Below are 18763 nucleotides of genomic sequence, written 5' to 3' on the forward strand. Positions count from 1 at the left end.
TTGGCTATACAAATCATCGGGCTAACGCTAGCGGCGTTAATCGTCTCCCAGGCGTTTACCTTCCTTATTTCCATGGATGAGTACACCAAAAAGTTCGATGCAGGGGTAAAAGCTGAATTTATCAGCCGAGCGTCATCCGTGACCCGCTTGGTGGAATCGCTATCGCCGCCATTGAGAGAGCAGGCTCTGCGCGCAAGTGAAGGCAGTTATTTAAGATACTGGTTGACCGACAGCGACCCTGCGGATCCTAATGCCTGGAGATTGGTGGCCCTCTCCCAGCTTTCCCGGCCTTTGGATAGCGCCGTCGATCCAAACGGAACATTAGGATGGGCTGGGTCTCCCCATCCGAAATTACCAAACGTCGACGAAGTGGTCACTGCAAACGCCGATGACCCATGGTGGACTCCAACGCCCTATTTGTGGATGCTGTCGCAGCCAACCAAGGTGCTCCAGTTTTCAGGCAGTCTTGGGTATGGGTACAAGGCGCAACTGGGTGACGGGCGTTGGTTGAATGCGGCCTTTTACCAGCACGATAAAGGTAGTTTGTGGACATCCAAGCCTCTGATTTCGCTTGGGCTTACTGCTATCATGCTCGCTTTGATCAGCATTTTTATAGCAAGCCGTATCGCCCAACCACTACGAAATCTGGCCACAGCCGCTGAAGCTTTAGGTCGAGGGCAAAACCTGCCGCCATTGTTGGAAGAGGGGCCAGAAGAGATCAGGCGCACAGCTCAATCCTTCAATAAGATGCAAAGCCGTCTACATCGTTTCGTAGAGGATCGGACGAAGATGCTTGCAGCGATTGGCCATGATTTACGGACGCCGCTGACCTCGCTTCGGTTAAGAGCCGAATTCGTCAACGACGAAGATATCCAGCGCAAAATGATAGTGACGATTGACGAGCTACAGTCGATGACGGAAGCCGCGATTTCGTTTGCGCGTGGAGAGTCGATTAAAGAGGAAACGCGCACCATTGATCTGGAAGCGCTTGTGGGGAGTATTTGTGACGACCACGCTGATCTGGGACATCCGGTCACCCATGTCGAGAGCGTTAAGATGAAGTACCGTTGTCGACCAGATAGCCTTCGCCGCGCGTTAAGAAATCTGGTCGAGAACGCGGTGCGTTATGGGGGGGAGGCAAAAGTGTCTCTTCGGGAGACTCCTTCCACGGTTGATATCGTCGTTGAAGACCGTGGGCCGGGGATTCCGGACGACATGAAAGAGAAGGTTTTCGCACCTTTTGTCCGGCTTGAAACGTCGCGAAACAGACAGACCGGAGGCATCGGTCTCGGCCTCTCGATAGTGCGCGCAGTCGCGCGGCAGCACGGGGGAGATATCTCGTTTTTCAATGGCGAAGCCGGTATGCAAGCCATCATCTCGCTTCCCAGGGAAGGCAGTGTAGACGCAGCGCCAGTGCGAAAAGAGCGTATCTGGCGACTCAAAAAAACTTCACGATCCGTGCAAAGTGCTCACTCACCGAAATAGCCTGTTTCTTGCCCTGACACTCCAGTAACCCATGCCCAATATGGCAAGGCAAACTCATCACATTGTTTATTGTGATTTAGCGTTAGTGGCACAGTTTGCTACAAAATAACCAAAACTACGGCATATCATGGACACAACCATCACCTACCATCCTCGTTGTCGCTGCAGAGCTTAGTTAGCTCGGCACCGTAATCTCTAGCATAGAGCGAGGACAACATGCCGACACTACCAATGCACCGCTTGAGCAAATTGGCTCCGTACTTTCTCAGCGTTCTGCGAATCTTTGCCGCTGGGTCTTTCCTGACACATGGGACGATGAAGCTTTTCAGCTGGCCTGCTCCTTTCGAGTATCCCCTTAACCCCATGCTTTATACCGCAGGCATCCTGGAGGTAGTGGGCGGGTTGTTGCTATTAATGGGTCTGTTCTCGCGACCAACGGCCTTCTTACTTTCTGGTTTAATGGCATTTGCCTACTTTATCGCGCACAGCTCGAACAGCTTCTTTCCTGTTCTCAACCACGGTGAAGCGGCCATGCTTTATTGCTTCATCTTTCTCTATATTAGTGCCGCAGGCCCAGGCGTTTGGAGCTTTGATGCTTCGCGAGCGCAAAGTCGGGTGGGGTGAGACCGCTGTTTGAAACCATCCCCTCATGCCATCCCTTCATGATAAGTTCCAGCTGAAATGCGGGAGGAATCCTATGAACTCGCTCAAACAGGCTGTCCGGGCTTATACCAGCCGCTACGCCGACAACCGTGGTATGGCGCTAACCCCGGTGCCGGGGTTACGAATGATGTGCCTCAAGGCGCCATCTGGCGACCTGCATTCGGTTTACAGGCCGCTGATATGCCTGGTTCTGCAGGGTGCGAAGCGCTTGATAGTGGGGAATGAGGAACGGGTTTTTTCTAGCGGGCAGTCCGTCCTCGTTAGTGCTGACATGCCGGTCATCGGACGGGTCGTGCAAGCAAGCCAGAGCGAGCCCTATCTGGCGATCGCAGTCGAACTGGAGGTAGCGCTCTTGCGCGAACTCACGGCCCATATCGATACCCCCCGCCCGCAGCGCTCTTCAGAGATGCCTACGCTATTCGCCGTCGACACCGAAGCCGCACTGCTCGATTGCGCATCACGGCTGATGCACCTGTTGGATCGCCCCGAAGCGGCGCCGCTCTTGAGCCCAGGAATCATGCGGGAGCTGCACTATTGGCTCCTGTCTGGGCCTCACAGTAATGCTTTGCGGACGCTGGCAGACCCGGACAGCCACGCGAGCCGTCTCGCCGACGCCATATCGATCCTCAGGGCCGAGTACCGCTCGCGCTTATCCGTGGAGCGGCTGGCGGCGGAAGCTAGCATGAGCCTCTCGTCATTTCACAAGCACTTCAAATACATGACCTCGCTGACGCCCGGACAATACCAGAAGCGGCTGCGCCTGGTCGAAGCGCGCCGCCTGATGCTAGAGGAAGGTTCCTCAGCCAGCAAAGCCGCCTTCGAAGTGGGCTACGAGAGTGCCTCGCAGTTCACCCGCGACTACGGCCACCTGTTCCAAGTGCCGCCGAAGCGCGACGTGCTGCGCGGCCGAAGCGCTACGGAACGTCAAGTCCCAACGGTGTGATCTACGGTCTTCTCCCAGCGCGACTGGTGCCACCACCTCCGTCACTCTTTCAAAGCACGTCTTCGATGCGGATGGGCAGTTTCCGTATGCGCTTGCCGGTTGCGTGGTAAATCGCGTTGGCGATCGCGGGTGCCGTTCCGAGCATGACGAGTTCGCCCATTCCCTTGACGCCGACCGAGTTGACCAGCGTATCGGGCTTGTCGATCAGACCGACATCGATCTCGCCGATGTCGGCATTCACCGCCATGACGTAATCAGCAAGGTCGTCATTGAGATATCCGGCATAACGCGGATCGATCTCGCTCTGCTCCCGGAGGGCAGTACTGAAGCCCCAGACCACGCCGCCATGCATCTGACCTTTCGCGGTCCTGGGGCTGACGACCCGTCCGACGTCGGCGATGCTTACGGCGCGTGGCATACGCAGATGCCGCGTTCGCGGGTCGATATGGATCTCGACGAACTGCGCGATATAGCTCATAGAGGTGAAGCCGGGATATTCCGAACCCGCCCCCGCTCGGTTGCCGGTTCTGAAGGCTTCGAGGGCGGAGGCGTCCTGCCCAGGGGCGAGCTGCGATGCGGTCACCTCGATGTATGGGCGTTTCAGACGCGACAGCTGCTCGTGCAGATTACCCGCCGGCGGGGGCGATCCCGCCAGTAACTTCTCGAAGCGGACCCGCAGGGCCTCTACAGCCTTTATCGTCGCCGGGATAATGCTGGCTGTGCCGCGCTCTCCGACCGTGGCCATCTGCGGCCCCACCGATGTATCTCCCATCAGGATCTCGATCCTATCCGGGTTGACGTCAAGCCCTTGGAGGATCGTATTCGCGACGGCGGTGCGAATCCCTTGCCCCATTTCATGGCCCGAACTGGTGATCCGAGTCGTGCCATCCGCCCGGACCCTGAGTGTTGTCTCTGCAGCGGATCCTGATGCTCCGAAGATACCGCAGGCGACACCGAATCCCACCAGAGTGCCATCTTCCAGCCGCATCGAGCCGGGTTTTGGGGTGCGCCGGCTCCAGTCGAAGCGGCGCGCGCCCTCCCTGAGACAGTCGTTCAGAAAATGCGGCGCGAGCGGCTGCCCGGCGATAATGTCAGTCGTGGCCTCATGGTCGAGACGCAGCTGTACCGGATCCACGCCCAGTCTGTAGGCCATTTCATCGATCGCGCTTTCCAAGGCGAACCCGGCCGAAAATGGGTGTGTTCCCCGGGTATGACGTGGCATGTTACGGTCGATATGGACATCCCCAGCCGTCGCGCGAAGGTTTTCGATGGCGTAGAGTCGGGCGATATCCTCATGATAGCCGCTCGACCGGAAGCCGCCGTCGGGCCAGTTCTCCTGCACCACATCGTAGTTAAGCGCGGTGAGGCGCCCTTCGCTGTTGGCGGCAAGTCGGATGTGGTGGATGCTGCGTGGCCGGAAGGTGGCGATATGAAAAAGCTGCCCGCGTGGCGTAACGAGCTTGACCGGACGCCTGGTTAACCTTGCGGCTTCGGCGACCAGAGCCGTCTGCAGTTTAGGCGGGGACTTCTGCCCAAAGCCACCGCCGACATAGTCGGATCTGATGGTGATGGCCTCACTGGAGATTCCCAAGGCTTCCGCGAGGGCATTTCTGGCGCTCGCGGAATTCTGGCAACCCTCGTAAATCGTCAGCCGTCCCCCGGACCACCGCGCGACAGTGCCGAACAATTCCATGGCATTGTGGTGCTGGACCGGCGTTTCGAAGGTGCCCTCGACGATCTCGACGGCGTGCCGGAATTCGGTATCGACATCGCCCGTTTCAAAACCCTCGGAGGAAACGACCGAGGCGTTAGGGCTATCCATCAGCGGAACGAAAGACGCGGCCTCATAGGTTGCGGTGACGGCCTCTGCTCCCTCGATGGCAGCCTCGAGCGTCTCGGCAATCACCATCGCGATGGGTTGGCCCAGATAATTGATTTGGGGAGAAAGCGTTGGAAAATCCCCCAGGGATAGGATCTGTACCACCCCGCTGATTTCAGCCGCCGGCGTGATATCGATATGGCTTACCGTCCCTTTGGCAATCGTGGCTGGGACGAGCATGGCGTGGAGGATGTCGGGGAAAATCATATCGGCCCCGAACGGCGTCTGACCAAGCACCTTGCCTCTGGCATCGGTCCGGGCGATGTCGGAAAATACTTTTGCAGGCATTACGCACTCCTTTCCGCAGCAGTGATGAGCGCATCGGCGACGACTCTGGCACCGAGGTCCATCTTGAAGGCATTGTGTCGGCCGGGGCTGGCCTCGGCGAAGGCGGCACGCCCGGCCTCGAGTGCCCGTTCGGGGGTCAGGGACGCACCGCTCACAATTCGCTCCGCGGCGCTGGCCCGCCATGGCGTGGTGGCGACACCGCCCAAGGCAATGCGAGCGCTGCGGGCGGTGTTTCCCTCCATCTCGACCGCGACAGCGGCGGAAACCAGTGCAAAGGCATAGCTCTCGCGGTCACGAATCTTGTGGTAGGTGGATGCGCGCCCCGCCGGGGTTTTATGCACGGTGATGGCTGTTACCAACTCGCCCGGCTCGAGATTGAATTCCCTGTGAGGCGTCTCCCCAGGCAGCCGATAGAAGCCTGCGATCGGGATGTTGCGCGTACCATCTGGCCCGAAAACCTCTATCACGGCGTCCAGTGCGGTCAGCGCCACCGGCCAGTCCCCGGGCGCCACTGCGGTACATGCCCGGCTGGTGCCGAGTACGGCTTGGGTACGGTCGAGCCCCTCGATAGCGGCACAGCCGGATCCGGGTTCTCGCTTGTTGCAAGGATAGACACCCACCATGGAAGATGACCCCGCGCCATTGCGGAAATACATGCAGCGGGTGCGCTGCAGCAGATTGCCGCCCACCGTGGCCATGTTGCGCAATTGCTGCGAGGCGGCCTTGAGCAGGCTTTCGGCCAGGACCGGATACTCATCGCGCACCACCGGCGTACGCGCCACATCCGACATCAGAGCGCCGCCACCGAATCGCAGGACATCGCCATCCGTTTCAATCGCGTCCAGCCCTTCGATGCGGCTCACATCGATCAGGTGCGCCGGGTGCTCGATACCCAGCTTCATGAGGTCGTAGATATTGGTGCCGCCCGCAATATAGCGGGCGGCACCGTCAGCCTGGACGAACTGCGCGACTGCTGCATCCGCCGACTCAGCGATGGTGTAATTCAATTCCCGCACGGTCAGCCCTCCATCGTTTCGGCGGCTTGCGCGACGGCTGCGAGAATGCCGACATAAGCGCCGCAACGGCAGATGTTCCCGCTCATGAATTCGCGGATCGCGTCGGGGTCGGTTGCCTCCCCCTGGGTGACACAGGCGACAGCCGACATGATCTGCCCGGGAGTGCAGTACCCGCATTGAAGCGCATCGTGGTCGATGAAAGCCTGTTGAATAGGGTGCAGTTCCTCACCTCTCACAAGCCCTTCGATCGTGGTGACCTGCCGTCCATCGATTTTGGCCGCCATGGTGAGGCAGGAGGCAACGGGACGCCCGTCCAGATGAACGGTGCAGGTGCCACATTGGCCGTGGTCGCAGCCCTTTTTGGTTCCGGTCAACGCCAAGCGATCACGCAGAAGGTCCAGTAGTGACGCTCGCGCATCTATCTCCATGGCGATCGGCTCGCTATTTACCTGAAATGCGATGTGGGTTGTCATACCGTTTTCGGGGCTTGGAACGGGAAGTCGCTTCTGAGCTTCAGCCTGAAGAGGGACCAGGCCGGTCGCTCGAAGAGGTGCCAGGCTGGCAGCCGTTACGCCAGCGCCAACACCGAGTACCGTGCGGCGACTCACCTGGGGTAGGGTATCGCTGTTGGCATTCGGGCCCTTAACTGAATCCGCCACTGTCATCTCTCCTTTATTGCAATAGAAGCGTTAACAATGAGTTTTTAACAATTCAGCCGCGAAAGAGCTTGCCATCCAGTCTGTAAAACTTGCCTGTTCCTGCGCTATTTACTGTTTTTGGGGTGGGCAATGGGAGGGATCACTGTTCATTCGTGAATATGCACGGTTGCCGTCGTTAAAACGCGACGCTCTGGGATTAACAGACGATCAGGAGAGATATAAGGTTGCGGCTTGAAACCGAGGCCTGCAAATGTGGACGTGCAATAAGCTTAGCGTTAGGCAAGAAGTGTTGCCTGCATCGCCTTTAATGGCCAGGGCGCCTGGAGTCAGTGCCCTACGCAGCTCTCCTGCTGGGTGTCTTCGTAGATCGGCGTCGTGGGTGTGCGATCCAGTCCTTCAGAAAAGTGGGTGGCAGGAAGGTTACCAGGCCGCTTGTGTCAATGCGGATATAAGCGTGCGAAAGGTCCTCTCGTGCCCAGGCCGTGGGTAGACGAAGGGGAATGATGAGCGCGGCGCCCGCCACTAAAGTGCCGCCTAGAAAGGCGTGACGGCTAAAGGATAAATGATGTGTTTTCATTGTTGACCTGTCCTTTCCATAAGCCTTGAGGGAACATGGCGCCGGTTAGCTTTCGGCGACACGGTGTATGTGCGCATCGGTAGGGCGCGGATTGCGCACCACCGCAACCGAACTTGGTACCGGTGAGTTTCAATTGCTCCCGGATTACCCAGAGAAGCGGTGTGCCAGGCGATCGTGAATGCTGTCATGACTGCTTCTCCTTGGCCTCATTTCGGGTCGTAACATGGCAGGGTCGTTGGCTCTTCTCGATTGCCTTAGAGGCAGCAGTTTGCGTTATCTTTTTTAATAAGTTGATGGAAACAATACTTGCCAGCACCTGCGCAAACCTTGCCTTTTCCTGCAGTGTGCGTGAAAAGCCTTTTTCGTCATGCTGAGTTCAGGCCGAAGGCAGGAGTGATGCAGATGAGCTCGCTTAAACAGGCGGGCGAAGCTCATGTCCCACGCTAGTGTTTATAGTGCGACTCGCGGCGGAAGCAGAAGTGATCTTCTACTCGTTTTACAAACACGTTAAGCCCACGGCTGCGTGGACGCTGGTGGCAATAACTGAAATGACTTCGCCTAATCGAAGCACCGTTAGCCTGGATTCATAGCCGCAAATATTTCTTCGTAGCGATCGTCACGCTCGGCCCAGCGGCGAGCCTGGTCGCGCTCAAGAAGAATTTCACCACGAGGGTGATCACCGCGCTCTAGCAACTGTATTACTTCTTTGATATATGCTTCGAGTGACATAGCACGCGGGTCGAAAGCCTGCTCCGCCCTAGTGAGGTCTGTCTGCACGTACGGTGGTGAAAGCTCGAGTACCTCCACTGGGACTGTGCGCAACTGATGCCGCAGAGAGGTAAGCCAGGAGTGGAGAAACGCTTTGCCGGCGCAGTAGGTCGGGAAATTAGCCAGTGGTACAAAGGCCAAGGCAGAACTGGTCACCAGAATGGTCGCTTCGGATTGGCTTTTTAGGATCGGCAGGAATGCTGCCGTCGCGTGCAGTACGCCCATGATGTTGGTATTTATGATCGACTGCGCTATAGAAACGTCCCAATCCTCAGACGTCATGTTCTCCGGTCGTGAAATCCCTGCATTAGCGATCAGTACATTGAGCTCAGGGAACTGTGCCCGTACGTTATCGGCGAGGCTGGCTAACGAATCAGGATCGTTGATATCGAGCGATATCCCAACCAGCCCTGGTCGGGAGGCTGTGACTTCATTGTCGCCGCCCCGTAACTATGACGCGGTTACCGCGGTCATGGAAGGCTTCAGCAAGCGCGCGGCCGATGCCACTGGTGGCGCCGGTGATCAGGGTTGTATTGCCAATTAGTTTCATGAACATTCGATCTCAGTTTCGGCCACCGTTGACCTTGATGACCTGACCATTAATCCAGTCGCTTTCCACGCTGGCCAAAAATGAAACGACATGGGCTATGTCATCCGGCTCACCCAGACGCCCGAGGGGAGTTTCATTTACTAAACGCTGAATAATGTCTGCGGACCTGCCAGCGTAAAACAGGTCGGTTGCAACCGGGCCGGGCGCGACCGCATTAACGGTGACACATCGGCCGCCGAGTTCCTTCGCGAGTACATGTGTCATTCCTTCAACTGCCGCTTTGGTAGCTACATAGATGGAATGGTTGGGGAGGTAGGTGCCGACCAGTCCTGACGACACGTTGATAATGTGTCCACCGTCGCGAATGCGTCGCGCTCCCTCGCGCATGCCATTAAACGTGCCGGTGAGGTTGACGGCGATAAGACGCTGGAAGTCCTCGTCCGTGACTTGTGCTAGCGGCGATAGCGCGATGATTCCTGCATTATTCACTAATACATCAACCGGCCCATATTCGGCTTCCGCCTGATCGAATAGCGCACGAACCTCCGTGGGGTCGGCAATGTCGGCCTGGATTGCCTTCGCCCGCCCGCCTGCTGATGTGATTGCAGCTACAACATTATCCGCATTGGCATGGCTTGATGCGTAGTTGACGATTACCTGAAATCCGTCAGCAGCAAGTCGTCTAGCAAGTGCCGCGCCTATGCCCCGCGATGCTCCGGTTACGATTGCAGTTCTAATATTGTTTGATTTCATGTGTCATGTTCTCTTTAACCACAATAGATATTAAGGCCGAAGCCCACCGTAATCCGTGACCTTGTCGCGCCAGACCGAGTGAGGGTGCGGATCAGAAAAGTTGTAGCCATGGTTCAAAGACAGCTCGATCCACACGGATGGCCCGTCGATCCGAACATAGTCTCCTGCCCGCGATAGCGATGTTGTACCCGAGTATCCAACGCGTGTCGTCGCCAGCTCTCTTTCGTATTTCGCCATGTAGGCGGCGGCGTTCGCGTCGTCGACATCACCCACGTAGGTGGCGATCACCGCTAGTAGAAGGGTGCGTTGGCGGTCGTCCAATGATGCAGCAGGTATCCCTGCCGCCTGTGTCGGAAAGCTCCAGTCCCTGCCTGGGCCCATTACCACGTCTCGAAATTGGCTTGAAAGCTTTGCGGCCGACAGTTGGAGCTCGTCGAACGAAGCCAGGAGTTCGCGGAATGCGCCCATCTCTTGAAGCTGGGGTGCGTTCGTTACACCGTTGTAATCGAAAGGCCCGGCCGGTTCCATGCCCCGGAAAGAAGGCGTGGCTCCGATCAGAATTCCATCTCGATAGGTGTTAGACAGCGCAAAATGGTGCCCTCCGAACTGCAACTGCCAGAGGTTTCCAGGTGAAGGTCTGCCGAGAAATGCGACGTAGAACTCACCTCTTCCGTAAGCATCACCCTTACCGATCTGCCGCAGATAATCCTCGGCGTTCAGGTGTTGTCGGATTTCGTCGCTACCTTCATTCGGGCTACTGCCGCTCGCAGCCGCAAGCAATGCTTCCAGTCGACGCCATTGCTCTGATGAGAGCGTTTCCAAGGGCAGCCCAATGCGGTGCCCAGAATACATATCAGCCTGCGGATATGTGTGCCAGCGTGATGCATTGGAGAACGAGTACGCCTGAAAGAGGTTTTCGCGTTGAGTTTCCGAAAGTGCTCCGGCGAACGCCAGAGCGCGCTCCAGGACAAGGTTTCCGTTGGCTGTGATCGCTTCATTATTTTTATTCCACTCCGATGACGCTTCAGTCGACGCATATCCCGTCAGCGTCGAGCTGAGAAGCACAGCTCCACCGAAGTGGAGAATGTGCGATGGGCGAGCAGCATACTTCATAAAAAATCCTCCGAATTCGGTAGTCTGGTCGGCGAGAAGCGCAACCTGACTTGGCGCTCATAAACCAAGCGAAACCGGTCGGGCTACTTGCGCGCTTTTCAGCCTGTGTAGTAACTAGGCTGTTTGAGGTCGCTCAAGAGATCCGGGCCAGTAGGCCTCCAATCGAGCAATTCACGCGTCCGCTCACTCGAAACTGTCATGTTCGCGCCGACCATGGTGGCAAACCAGCCAAAGTGCTCTTCTGTCCGCGACACTATGGGTAGCCCCAAATGGGTGCCGATGACTTCGGCGATCCGTTTGAAGGGAACGCTTTCGTCGGCCACTGCGTGATAGACGGACTCAGTGACGCCGCTCTCAAGCACCAGTCGGTACAGGCGCGCGGCGTCGAGTCGGTGTACGCCTGACCAAAGATTCAAACCCTCGCCGATAAAGGCCGATACGCCGGTCTCGCGCGCCTTGCGGATAACGAGCGGGATGAAGCCATGATCACCAGAGCCGTGCACTGAAGGCGCTAGTCGTACCGTTGCAACGCGCACACCACGTTCGGCCAAGGATTGAGCCGCTACTTCCGACTTTCTCGGCACTGCCGGATGGGGAGAGTCCGTTTCTACTCCGCCACAAGGTATTCCGGAAAGGCCGGACGTCACGACCAGAGGACGGTCGGATCCCTCCAGTGAACTCCCTAATGCTTCGATCACGCGCTGATCCTGTGCGGCGCTTTCCTGGAATTTCGAGAAGTCATGGTTGAACGCGGTATGTATCACCGCATCGACGGTGCGTGCGGCCTCATAAATTATATCGAGATCATCCAAAGTGCCTCGTACCACCCCGGCGCTTTTCGTAGCAAGAATCGTGGCCTTATCACCGTCGCGGACAAGGCCCTTCACCTGGTGTCTCGCAGCTATCAAGTCATCCACCACGGCTGAGCCAACCCAGCCCGTGGCCCCAGTCACGAATACGCGCATGTGCTGATCCCTCATTGTCGTTGCATGATTGACGCTAGGCTCACGGTCGCCATTGCAGGCGTGACCAGCCCCGCGCCGACTACAAGAACTTTAGGGGTCTATGCCTGTCCCATCTATGCGATAAAGTCCTGTTTACTTTTGCAATCGTCCAGGAGATATTGTGGATCCGTTCTCAGACTTGCTTTCGCCCTAAAGCCTCTTATCTGCCTTACATCATGGGGCCGTTGAAAAGATAAAAGATGGGGGGTTGCCTCGTTGGCAGCCGCAGCGCGCGATGTTTTCAACATCAAGTAGAACATGCAGGGGCGCAACCGGTTGGCGGTTCAGCGATGTTTATTCGCATCGTAACGTTCTAGTATTGGTGTCTATGTCATTCATCAGCCTGTGTGAATTCACTCTCTGAAAGAATGGAAAGGTACGCACAAAGCATATCGGCCATGGCCTCCGAGTAGGCATTGATTTCTTCGGCCGTTCGTGGCTCTTGCGAGAATTCTGCGCCGCCAGCGCTCAGTGTGGTGGTAAACAAATCCGTTGCCAGAGCACGCTGTTCTTCTGTTACCTTGGGTAGTGCTTCCGCCATGAATGTTTCGAACATGCGCTTGCCCGCTGCTTTCCCTTCACTTGCTTCTTTCGACTTGCTGTAGAGTGGCACAGCAGCAACCAGCGCCAGACGAATCTCGGCCTCCTCGCACTCCGATTGAATGAAGGCATGAACCAGCCGCCTCAGCCGGGCCGGTGGCGGTCTTGATTCATCCTCAAGCAATCCACGCAACAGCGTTATCGTTAGTCCCCACTCCCGACGTTGAAGCTGGAACAGAATTGATGCCTTGTTGGGAAAATACTGATACAGCGAGCCAATACTGACGCCTGCTCGCTCCGCCACCCGAGCCGTTGTAAATCTTGCGACCCCTTCTGATGTCAAAACTTGAATAGCCGCTTCCAGTATAGCTTCCATCGACTCCGTAGATCGGGCTTGTGTGGGGTTTTTTCTCAATGAAATCTGGTGGTTAAGAATTTCTGGCATGAGCGTCTCACAATGCGAATAGAAAATGCGATGAATTCGTTACATCCTAATCTGGTGCTTCAGCCGACGCACTTAAGTCGATAAACACGCTTTTGTGAAAACAGCTTTCAAGCAAGGAACGATACATGAACACTTTAATGTCGGCCCCGGTGGGCCCTCTGTTGGATCGACTGTTTGCTCAGGCCGATCAGGCGATTAGTCCTGTGCTGGATGAAATCTCCGAAGAAGATCGAATGCGTTTGTTACAAAGCAAGACTGGCTATCTCCAGTTCTATGGACAACTCAAAGATCTCTGGCTGCCTGTTTCGCGGGAGACCGGCAAGTTGCTCTATCTGCTGGCGCGTAGCAGTAACGCCAAATCGATTGTTGAGTTCGGCACTTCCTTTGGGCTCTCGACCATACATCTTGCTGCCGCACTGAAAGATAATGGTGGTGGTCGGCTGATCACCACTGAATTCGAACCTTCCAAAGTTGCTCGTGCTCGCGATCACATCGAAGAAAGTGGTTTGAGCGATCTCGTCGAGATTCGAGAAGGTGACGCTCTTCAGACGCTGAAGAGCGATCTCCCTAACACCATAGATTTGTTGTTGCTCGACGGTGCCAAAGGGCTCTATCAGGAGATTCTGGCACTGCTCGAAGACCGGCTTCGCCCTGGCTCGCTTATTCTCGCCGATGACGCTGACATGAGCCCCGACTATCTTTTGCATATAAAGTCGCCAGCTTCAGGCTACCTATCAATACCTGTTGGCGAGGATGTTGAGCTATCCATGCGGTTGGGATAAAAAAGCAACCAAGTCTTCTAGCCAAACGTTACGACAATGTCTTACGCGTTGGCATGCATATTATTGTCGACGCAGAAATAAGTACCACTACGTTTGGACGTGTGGTGCCGAAATAAGCTTGTTGATATCCATGGCTAAAGAGTCTGGCGACCATAATGTGCCACCAATTGTAACTTATGCGTGGTAGTCGTCGAGGATACTCACATCTTGCTGAGAATCTCGACCGCTTGATCGAAGTGCCCGTCACGCTCTGCCCAGCGCTGAAACATTACTTTCTCCACCAAGATTTCCTTGGGTGTAGGTTGCTCTTGAAACAGCGTCATGACCTCTTCAATGTAGTCATTGAGCGGCATAAAACCACTGCGGGTCGATTGGCCTGGTGTCAGTTCCGTCTGAACCGCAGGAGGTGCCAGCTCAATGAGTTCGACCTTGCCTTTGAGCTGTTCGCGCATGGATATCGTATAGGAGTGGATGGCTGCCTTGGTGGCGCTATAGGTGGGTGTGCCGCTTTTCGGAACGAATGCAAGGCCGGAGGAGACGTTCACAATCGCCGCGTCTGGCTGGTTTACTAGATGGTCGATCAGTGCATTAGTCAGCCGGATTGGCCCGAGTAGATTGGTGACGACCGTCTGTTCGGCGTCAATCAGGCTACTGGTGCTGGATAAATCTTCGCTTCGCATGATACCTGCATTGTTAATCAGCACGTTGAGGTTGGGATGCTCGGCGATGACCCGCTCAGCGAAAGCCTGGATGGCCGTTGGGTCCTCGACGTCAAGGATCATCGCGTGCATGTCGCGATGACCCGCAATGGTTTCTTTCAGCGTTTCCATGCGCCGCCCGGCGACGATCACGGTGTTGCCAAGCGCATTGAAGCGTAAGGGCAAGTTCACGGCCAATCCCGGAGCCACCGCCGGTTATTAGTATGGTATTACCTGACATGTTCATGGTTTAACTCTCCGTCTATTTTTAGTGGCGAATGCCACTAACTTTTTAACAATTCGGTGGCAGCGGGGCTTGCCAGCACCTGCGCAAAACTTGCCTGATCCTGCAGGCATGGAGAAACGCCTTTTCGGTCATGCTAAATTTGAGTCGAAATGCTGGAGAAAAAGCAGATGAACTCACTTAAACAGGCTGTCGAGACTTACGCCAAGCGCCACGTCAACAGCGATGGCTTGGCGTTCACACCCGTGCCGGGCCTACACATGATGTGCGTCGAGGCACCGGCTGGTGACCTGCATTCGGTCTATAAACCGTTGGTTTGCCTGGTTCTTCAGGGCGCAAAGCGTATTCTTGTGGGTAACCAGAAGAGAGTATTATCCGCCGGTCAGTCGGCCATCGTGAGCGCTGATATGCCGGTGGTTGGTCGGATCGTGCAGGCAAGAGTGGGCGAGCCTTATCTAGCGGTCGCCGTCGAACTGGACATGGTTATCTTGCGCGAGTTGGCCGCTCACATGGGGAGTGCCTGCGCCCAGCGCTCATCCGAGACGCAGACACTATTTGCCGAAGACACCGAGGCTGAGTTGATTGACTGCGTATTACGGCTGATGAAACTGCTGGATCGCCCCGAATCAGCGCCGCTCCTACGCCCAGGTATCATGCAGGAGCTGCATTATTGGCTGCTATCAGGCCCTCATGGCACCGCCTTGCGGAATATTGCAGATCCGGATAGCTACGCGAGCCGCCTCGCCGACGCCATCGCGATCCTCAGAGCTGAGTATCAGTCGCGTGTGCCCGTTGAGCGACTCGCGGCAGAAGCGGGAATGAGTGGCACCTCGTTTCACAAGCATTTTAAGCACATGACATCGCTCACACCGGGGCAGTACCAAAAGCGACTTCGTCTGATTGAGGCGCGCCGCTTGATGCTTGACGAAGGGTGTTCCGCGAGCAATGCTGCCTTCGAGGTGGGGTACGAAAGCGTTTCTCAGTTCACTCGCGAATATGGGCGGCTGTTCCAGAAGCCACCGAAGCAGGACGCTCTGCGAGCTCGAAGATCTATTGAACATAGAGTATCGCCGTTAACGGTTACCACAGCGTGATCTTTGCGCCCCATTGAATACGTAAGCGTGTTGGTCAGTATGCCTTTTGCTAAATTTTGGCGCGTCGCAAACAGAAAAATTGAATTCACTCTAACTAGCTATGGACGGTCATGATGGTCACTTCAAGAACGATCTCTCTTGCTTCCCAGCGTGTCATGTTGTGTGCCATTCTCCTGGTGGCACTGGTGCTCGGTGTTGGGTATCAGGCCCGTGCCGCCGAGCCTTCCAATGACGCCAGACAGACGGTGGATCAACTGCTCCGGTTGGTTCATGAGCGGCTTGCTATTGCACCCGATGTTGCAAAGGCTAAATGGAACTCTGGTGATCCTATTGATGCTCCCGCACGAGAAGCGCAAATTCTAGAGAGGGTCGTGGCTGAAGCCACGCGGGCGGGTATCGATGAAGCCTTTGCCCAGACGTTTTTCAAACATCAGTTTGAGGCAAGCAAGGTTATCCAGCATCGGCTCCATGAACAATGGAGGCAAACAGAGCAGCCTCCCTTTGAATCCCCGCCGGACCTTGCCGAAGATATTCGCCCCCAACTTGACCAATTGACACCACAACTGATGGCTTCACTTCGCGACTTTCAGCGTGTTGCTGAAAGCGAAGGAGTTAGACAATATCTTGAAAATAATGCCGAAACCTTGGTGAATGACGGTGTAGGAGGTGTAGCCCGGGAAGAGGCATTACGCCCACTTTACGAAGCCACCGACACTGCAAATGTGGACGTGCAATAAGCTCAGCGTTAGGCAAGAAAGGGGCGAGTATCTACTTTGGATTCGGCTTGGCTGGATCCTACGGTATCTGCGCCTATCAACTTGCTTCATCTGTGTCCGCAGATAGCGCCACCTCCTTGTATGCTTCGAGCGACTCAAGCCGCTCTTTTAGCGCATGGCTAATGGAGTCATAGGCCGTGCTGCCTAACGTAATACGGAGTGGTGGGTTCGGCATGTCCGTTATTTTAATGATGGCATCAACGGTATTGCCTGCATCGCCTTTAATGGCCAAGTCACCTGACGCCAGGGCCCTACGCAGCTCTCCCGCTGGGGTGTCTTCATAGGTCGGCGTCGAGGGTGTGCGATCCAGCCCCTCAGCAAAGTGCGTAGCAGTGGGGCCCGGCTCAGCGATAATGAAATCAATACCAAAAGGTGCGACTTCCTTCGCTACTGATTCGACGAACCCCTCAACCCCCCACTTTGTGGCATGGTAGAGGCTGAAGCTTGGATAGGCGATCTGGCCGCCCTCTGACGATACTTGAACAATCCGACCACCCCCTTGCTCGCGTAAATGGGGCAGTACGGCACGCAGGAACTGGATAGAGCCTGTGAGATTGGTCGCTATTTGCCGCTCAATCTGTTCGTCGCTGGCTTCTTCGGCAGCGCCAAAGAGCCCATACCCCGCATTGCTGACCACCACATCGATTCGACCGAGTTTTGCGAACGCTTGCGAAACGGCATCTCTCATCGTCTGTGTATCCGTCACGTCGAAGGTCAGTATCTGCAAGCGTTCACCATGCAAGGCGAGCAAGTCGTCTAGCGAACCCTTGCGGCGTAGCGTTGCTATAACGCGGTCGCCGCGTTCAAGCAGCCGTTCAGTGAGTAGTCGGCCAAGGCCGGTGGATGTCCCTGTGATAAGCCAGGTTTTAGCCATGAGATATCTCCTAAGTCATTCATCAAGTGTTGCAAGACAAAGGCTAGGGCAGTAACACTGGTAAGAGAATACTCATCAATTGGCATGAGGAGGTGAAAGTATTTCACCAATGAGTAAGCCAACCTTAACCGACCTCAAGGCGTTTCAGGCCGTGGCGGAACATCGCAGCTTTCGCCGAGCAGCTGACCTGATGGGAGTGAGCCGCTCTTCACTCAGCCATACTGTGCGCACGCTTGAGCAACGGATGGGTACAAGGCTGCTGCACCGAACCACACGTAGCGTCTCGCTGACCGAGAGCGGCGAGCGGCTGTTATCGCGGCTGAGCCCGCTATTGCGCGACTTGGAGTCGATTCTGGAGGATGCTTCCAGCGCCGAAGGAAAGATCACGGGGCGGCTGCGTATCAATGGCAGTGAAGGGGCCGTGCGGCTGTTACTGCAAACCGTAGTACCGCGTTTTCTCGCCCTTCATGATGGCGTTGAGCTTGATCTCGTGGCAGAGGGGCGACTTGTCGATATTGTCGGGCAGGGATTTGATGCAGGCGTAAGGCTTAGAGAGGCAGTTCCTCAGGATATGATCGCCATCCCAGTGGGGCACGATATGCGCTTTCTTGCCGTAGCCTCCCCTGACTACCTGCGCGGCCGAACGGCACCAAAGACGCCGGACGATCTTTTCTCACACCAGTGCATCAGGCAAAGGCTGCCGAGTGGCAAACTCTACCGCTGGGAATTTCAGCAGCACGGCCAGGACATGGCAGTTGATGTGCCAGGTGCGCTGACCTTGGACAGTAGCCAACTAATGGTGGAGGCCGCAGCGGATGGGTTGGGTATTGCCTACGTGCCAGAGTCATATGCCCAAGTCTATCTGAGGGATGGAAGGCTGGTCACCGTGCTAGAAGAATGGTGCCCAAACATTCCTGGGCTGTTTCTTTACTACCCCAATAACCGGCATGTACCGCCCAGCCTGCGGGCTTTTATCGACCTGCTGCGAGAGTTGCGGGGTTAGGCTGTATTAGCGCAACCCGCCCTGAATAAGCGCAGCGAACGTCTGGGCCGCTTCAGCTTCGCTGCAGTTGCCGCGTACCATGGCGGAAGAAAGGGCCTCGCCCGCGCCGATCAGCCCAATGCAGCGTTGTTTTAACGTTTCTAGCGGTAAAGCACTGTGTGGCTTAAGTATGGCAGCGAATAGTTGAACATACCCGTCGAGCAGTTCCTGGTATACGGCTTCCTTTTCCTCACTACCTGCCAATGCGGCACCCACTGCGTGCCATTCACCGCTGGTGTCGGCATAGCAATGGATGTAGGTGCTTGCCAGAACGTCAGCCGTTTCTGCAAAGCTTCGCTCACCGGTAGTCAACGCTGCGCGGAGCGCGTTTGCCTGCTCTGCGTCGATTGATCTGTAGAGTTCGATCAAAAGCGTCGACCGCGTACCGAAATGCTCGTAAGCGACGGGCTTGGAGATGTCGGCTCGCTTGGCCAAATGTCCCAGCGTCAAGCTATCAGCGCCTTCTTCACGAACAATCGTGATTGCCGTGTCGAGCAACTGGTGCCGACGCTCTGCTTTGGAAAGCCTACGTGTTTTTGTTTCACCTGATTTGCCTTGCATGACGCGGTT

At 56.0% G+C, this 18763-nt stretch carries 19 protein-coding genes; 7 read left to right on the plus strand and 12 right to left on the minus strand.

Translation table 11 applies throughout. The annotated features are described in order from the left end of the window. From RO22_RS04220 to RO22_RS04230, 3 genes are all read left to right on the plus strand, one after another. Window positions 1-1485: an ATP-binding protein gene (locus RO22_RS04220; RefSeq protein ID WP_231500596.1), complete on the plus strand. Its 1485-nt coding sequence runs from the start codon at window positions 1-3 to the stop codon at window positions 1483-1485. A 216-nt stretch (window positions 1486-1701) separates the two neighbouring features. Further along, complete coding sequence (locus RO22_RS04225) at window positions 1702-2109, plus strand: DoxX family protein (RefSeq protein ID WP_022519649.1); 408 nt, start codon at window positions 1702-1704, stop codon at window positions 2107-2109. Between the two features lie 73 nt (window positions 2110-2182). Then, window positions 2183-3091, plus strand: coding sequence for an AraC family transcriptional regulator (locus RO22_RS04230; protein ID WP_027957250.1), 909 nt, complete (start codon window positions 2183-2185; stop codon window positions 3089-3091). Window positions 3092-3140: 49 nt separating this feature from the next. Here RO22_RS04230 and RO22_RS04235 read toward each other — a convergent pair whose 3' ends face one another. From RO22_RS04235 to RO22_RS04270, 9 genes are all read right to left on the minus strand, one after another. Beyond that, window positions 3141-5258, minus strand: a complete 2118-nt coding sequence (locus tag RO22_RS04235; protein ID WP_041157697.1) for a xanthine dehydrogenase family protein molybdopterin-binding subunit — start codon at window positions 5256-5258, stop codon at window positions 3141-3143. Then, window positions 5258-6274, minus strand: coding sequence for an FAD binding domain-containing protein (locus tag RO22_RS04240; RefSeq protein ID WP_027957248.1), 1017 nt, complete (start codon window positions 6272-6274; stop codon window positions 5258-5260). The genes RO22_RS04235 and RO22_RS04240 overlap by 1 nt, the downstream gene beginning before the upstream one ends. A 2-nt stretch (window positions 6275-6276) precedes the next feature. Further along, window positions 6277-6933, minus strand: coding sequence for a (2Fe-2S)-binding protein (locus RO22_RS04245; protein WP_231500595.1), 657 nt, complete (start codon window positions 6931-6933; stop codon window positions 6277-6279). A 1150-nt stretch (window positions 6934-8083) separates the two neighbouring features. After that, the gene (locus tag RO22_RS04250; protein WP_196518208.1) at window positions 8084-8686 is read right to left on the minus strand and encodes an SDR family oxidoreductase; all 603 of its coding nucleotides are present in this window, start codon (window positions 8684-8686) and stop codon (window positions 8084-8086) included. A gap of 22 nt (window positions 8687-8708) precedes the next feature. Beyond that, a complete protein-coding gene (locus RO22_RS25150) occupies window positions 8709-8834 on the minus strand; it encodes an SDR family NAD(P)-dependent oxidoreductase (RefSeq protein WP_268747782.1) in 126 nt (41 codons plus the stop codon). A gap of 6 nt (window positions 8835-8840) precedes the next feature. Next, window positions 8841-9581 carry an SDR family oxidoreductase gene (locus RO22_RS04255; protein WP_027957246.1) on the minus strand — a complete coding sequence of 247 codons (741 nt, stop codon included), beginning with the start codon at window positions 9579-9581 and terminating at the stop codon, window positions 8841-8843. A 30-nt stretch (window positions 9582-9611) separates the two neighbouring features. Then, window positions 9612-10694, minus strand: a complete 1083-nt coding sequence (locus RO22_RS04260; protein WP_101148386.1) for a DUF3500 domain-containing protein — start codon at window positions 10692-10694, stop codon at window positions 9612-9614. 98 nt (window positions 10695-10792) lie between these two features. Continuing rightward, complete coding sequence (locus RO22_RS04265) at window positions 10793-11659, minus strand: SDR family oxidoreductase (protein ID WP_041157698.1); 867 nt, start codon at window positions 11657-11659, stop codon at window positions 10793-10795. 370 nt (window positions 11660-12029) lie between these two features. Further along, a complete protein-coding gene (locus tag RO22_RS04270) occupies window positions 12030-12683 on the minus strand; it encodes a TetR family transcriptional regulator (RefSeq protein WP_027957244.1) in 654 nt (217 codons plus the stop codon). Window positions 12684-12808: 125 nt separating this feature from the next. On the opposite strand from RO22_RS04270, the gene RO22_RS04275 reads away from it, so the two are divergent. Then, the gene (locus tag RO22_RS04275; RefSeq protein ID WP_027957243.1) at window positions 12809-13465 is read left to right on the plus strand and encodes an O-methyltransferase; all 657 of its coding nucleotides are present in this window, start codon (window positions 12809-12811) and stop codon (window positions 13463-13465) included. A gap of 200 nt (window positions 13466-13665) precedes the next feature. Here the strand turns inward: RO22_RS04275 and RO22_RS04280 are convergent, their stop codons facing one another. Then, the gene (locus RO22_RS04280; protein ID WP_235270468.1) at window positions 13666-14355 is read right to left on the minus strand and encodes an SDR family oxidoreductase; all 690 of its coding nucleotides are present in this window, start codon (window positions 14353-14355) and stop codon (window positions 13666-13668) included. A gap of 222 nt (window positions 14356-14577) precedes the next feature. On the opposite strand from RO22_RS04280, the gene RO22_RS04285 reads away from it, so the two are divergent. Beyond that, window positions 14578-15501, plus strand: coding sequence for an AraC family transcriptional regulator (locus RO22_RS04285; protein WP_041158096.1), 924 nt, complete (start codon window positions 14578-14580; stop codon window positions 15499-15501). A gap of 110 nt (window positions 15502-15611) precedes the next feature. Then, window positions 15612-16238 carry a gamma subclass chorismate mutase AroQ gene (aroQ, locus tag RO22_RS04290; protein ID WP_027957240.1) on the plus strand — a complete coding sequence of 209 codons (627 nt, stop codon included), beginning with the start codon at window positions 15612-15614 and terminating at the stop codon, window positions 16236-16238. Window positions 16239-16314: 76 nt separating this feature from the next. Here aroQ and RO22_RS04295 read toward each other — a convergent pair whose 3' ends face one another. Next, window positions 16315-17151: an SDR family oxidoreductase gene (locus RO22_RS04295; protein ID WP_027957239.1), complete on the minus strand. Its 837-nt coding sequence runs from the start codon at window positions 17149-17151 to the stop codon at window positions 16315-16317. Between the two features lie 109 nt (window positions 17152-17260). On the opposite strand from RO22_RS04295, the gene RO22_RS04300 reads away from it, so the two are divergent. Continuing rightward, complete coding sequence (locus RO22_RS04300) at window positions 17261-18154, plus strand: LysR family transcriptional regulator (protein WP_035538949.1); 894 nt, start codon at window positions 17261-17263, stop codon at window positions 18152-18154. A gap of 6 nt (window positions 18155-18160) precedes the next feature. Here the strand turns inward: RO22_RS04300 and RO22_RS04305 are convergent, their stop codons facing one another. Beyond that, window positions 18161-18754, minus strand: coding sequence for a TetR/AcrR family transcriptional regulator (locus RO22_RS04305; RefSeq protein WP_027957237.1), 594 nt, complete (start codon window positions 18752-18754; stop codon window positions 18161-18163). Window positions 18755-18763: the final 9 nt, after the last annotated feature.

The organism is Halomonas sp. KHS3, from assembly GCF_000830495.1.
Taxonomy (GTDB): Bacteria; Pseudomonadota; Gammaproteobacteria; order Pseudomonadales; family Halomonadaceae; genus Vreelandella; species Vreelandella titanicae.

Bases quoted from the DNA above. Each gene is read 5' to 3' on its own strand.
- RO22_RS04295 (WP_027957239.1), bottom strand. From the start codon at position 17,151: ATGGCTAAAACCTGGCTTATCACAGGGACATCCACCGGCCTTGGCCGA.
- RO22_RS04235 (WP_041157697.1), bottom strand. From the start codon at position 5,258: ATGCCTGCAAAAGTATTTTCCGACATCGCCCGGACCGATGCCAGAGGC.
- RO22_RS04300 (WP_035538949.1), top strand. From the start codon at position 17,261: ATGAGTAAGCCAACCTTAACCGACCTCAAGGCGTTTCAGGCCGTGGCG.
- RO22_RS04275 (WP_027957243.1), top strand. From the start codon at position 12,809: ATGAACACTTTAATGTCGGCCCCGGTGGGCCCTCTGTTGGATCGACTG.
- RO22_RS04225 (WP_022519649.1), top strand. From the start codon at position 1,702: ATGCCGACACTACCAATGCACCGCTTGAGCAAATTGGCTCCGTACTTT.
- RO22_RS04270 (WP_027957244.1), bottom strand. From the start codon at position 12,683: ATGCCAGAAATTCTTAACCACCAGATTTCATTGAGAAAAAACCCCACA.
- RO22_RS04265 (WP_041157698.1), bottom strand. From the start codon at position 11,659: ATGCGCGTATTCGTGACTGGGGCCACGGGCTGGGTTGGCTCAGCCGTG.
- aroQ (WP_027957240.1), top strand. From the start codon at position 15,612: ATGATGGTCACTTCAAGAACGATCTCTCTTGCTTCCCAGCGTGTCATG.
- RO22_RS04230 (WP_027957250.1), top strand. From the start codon at position 2,183: ATGAACTCGCTCAAACAGGCTGTCCGGGCTTATACCAGCCGCTACGCC.
- RO22_RS04260 (WP_101148386.1), bottom strand. From the start codon at position 10,694: ATGAAGTATGCTGCTCGCCCATCGCACATTCTCCACTTCGGTGGAGCT.
- RO22_RS04285 (WP_041158096.1), top strand. From the start codon at position 14,578: ATGAACTCACTTAAACAGGCTGTCGAGACTTACGCCAAGCGCCACGTC.
- RO22_RS04305 (WP_027957237.1), bottom strand. From the start codon at position 18,754: ATGCAAGGCAAATCAGGTGAAACAAAAACACGTAGGCTTTCCAAAGCA.
- RO22_RS04255 (WP_027957246.1), bottom strand. From the start codon at position 9,581: ATGAAATCAAACAATATTAGAACTGCAATCGTAACCGGAGCATCGCGG.
- RO22_RS25150 (WP_268747782.1), bottom strand. From the start codon at position 8,834: ATGTTCATGAAACTAATTGGCAATACAACCCTGATCACCGGCGCCACC.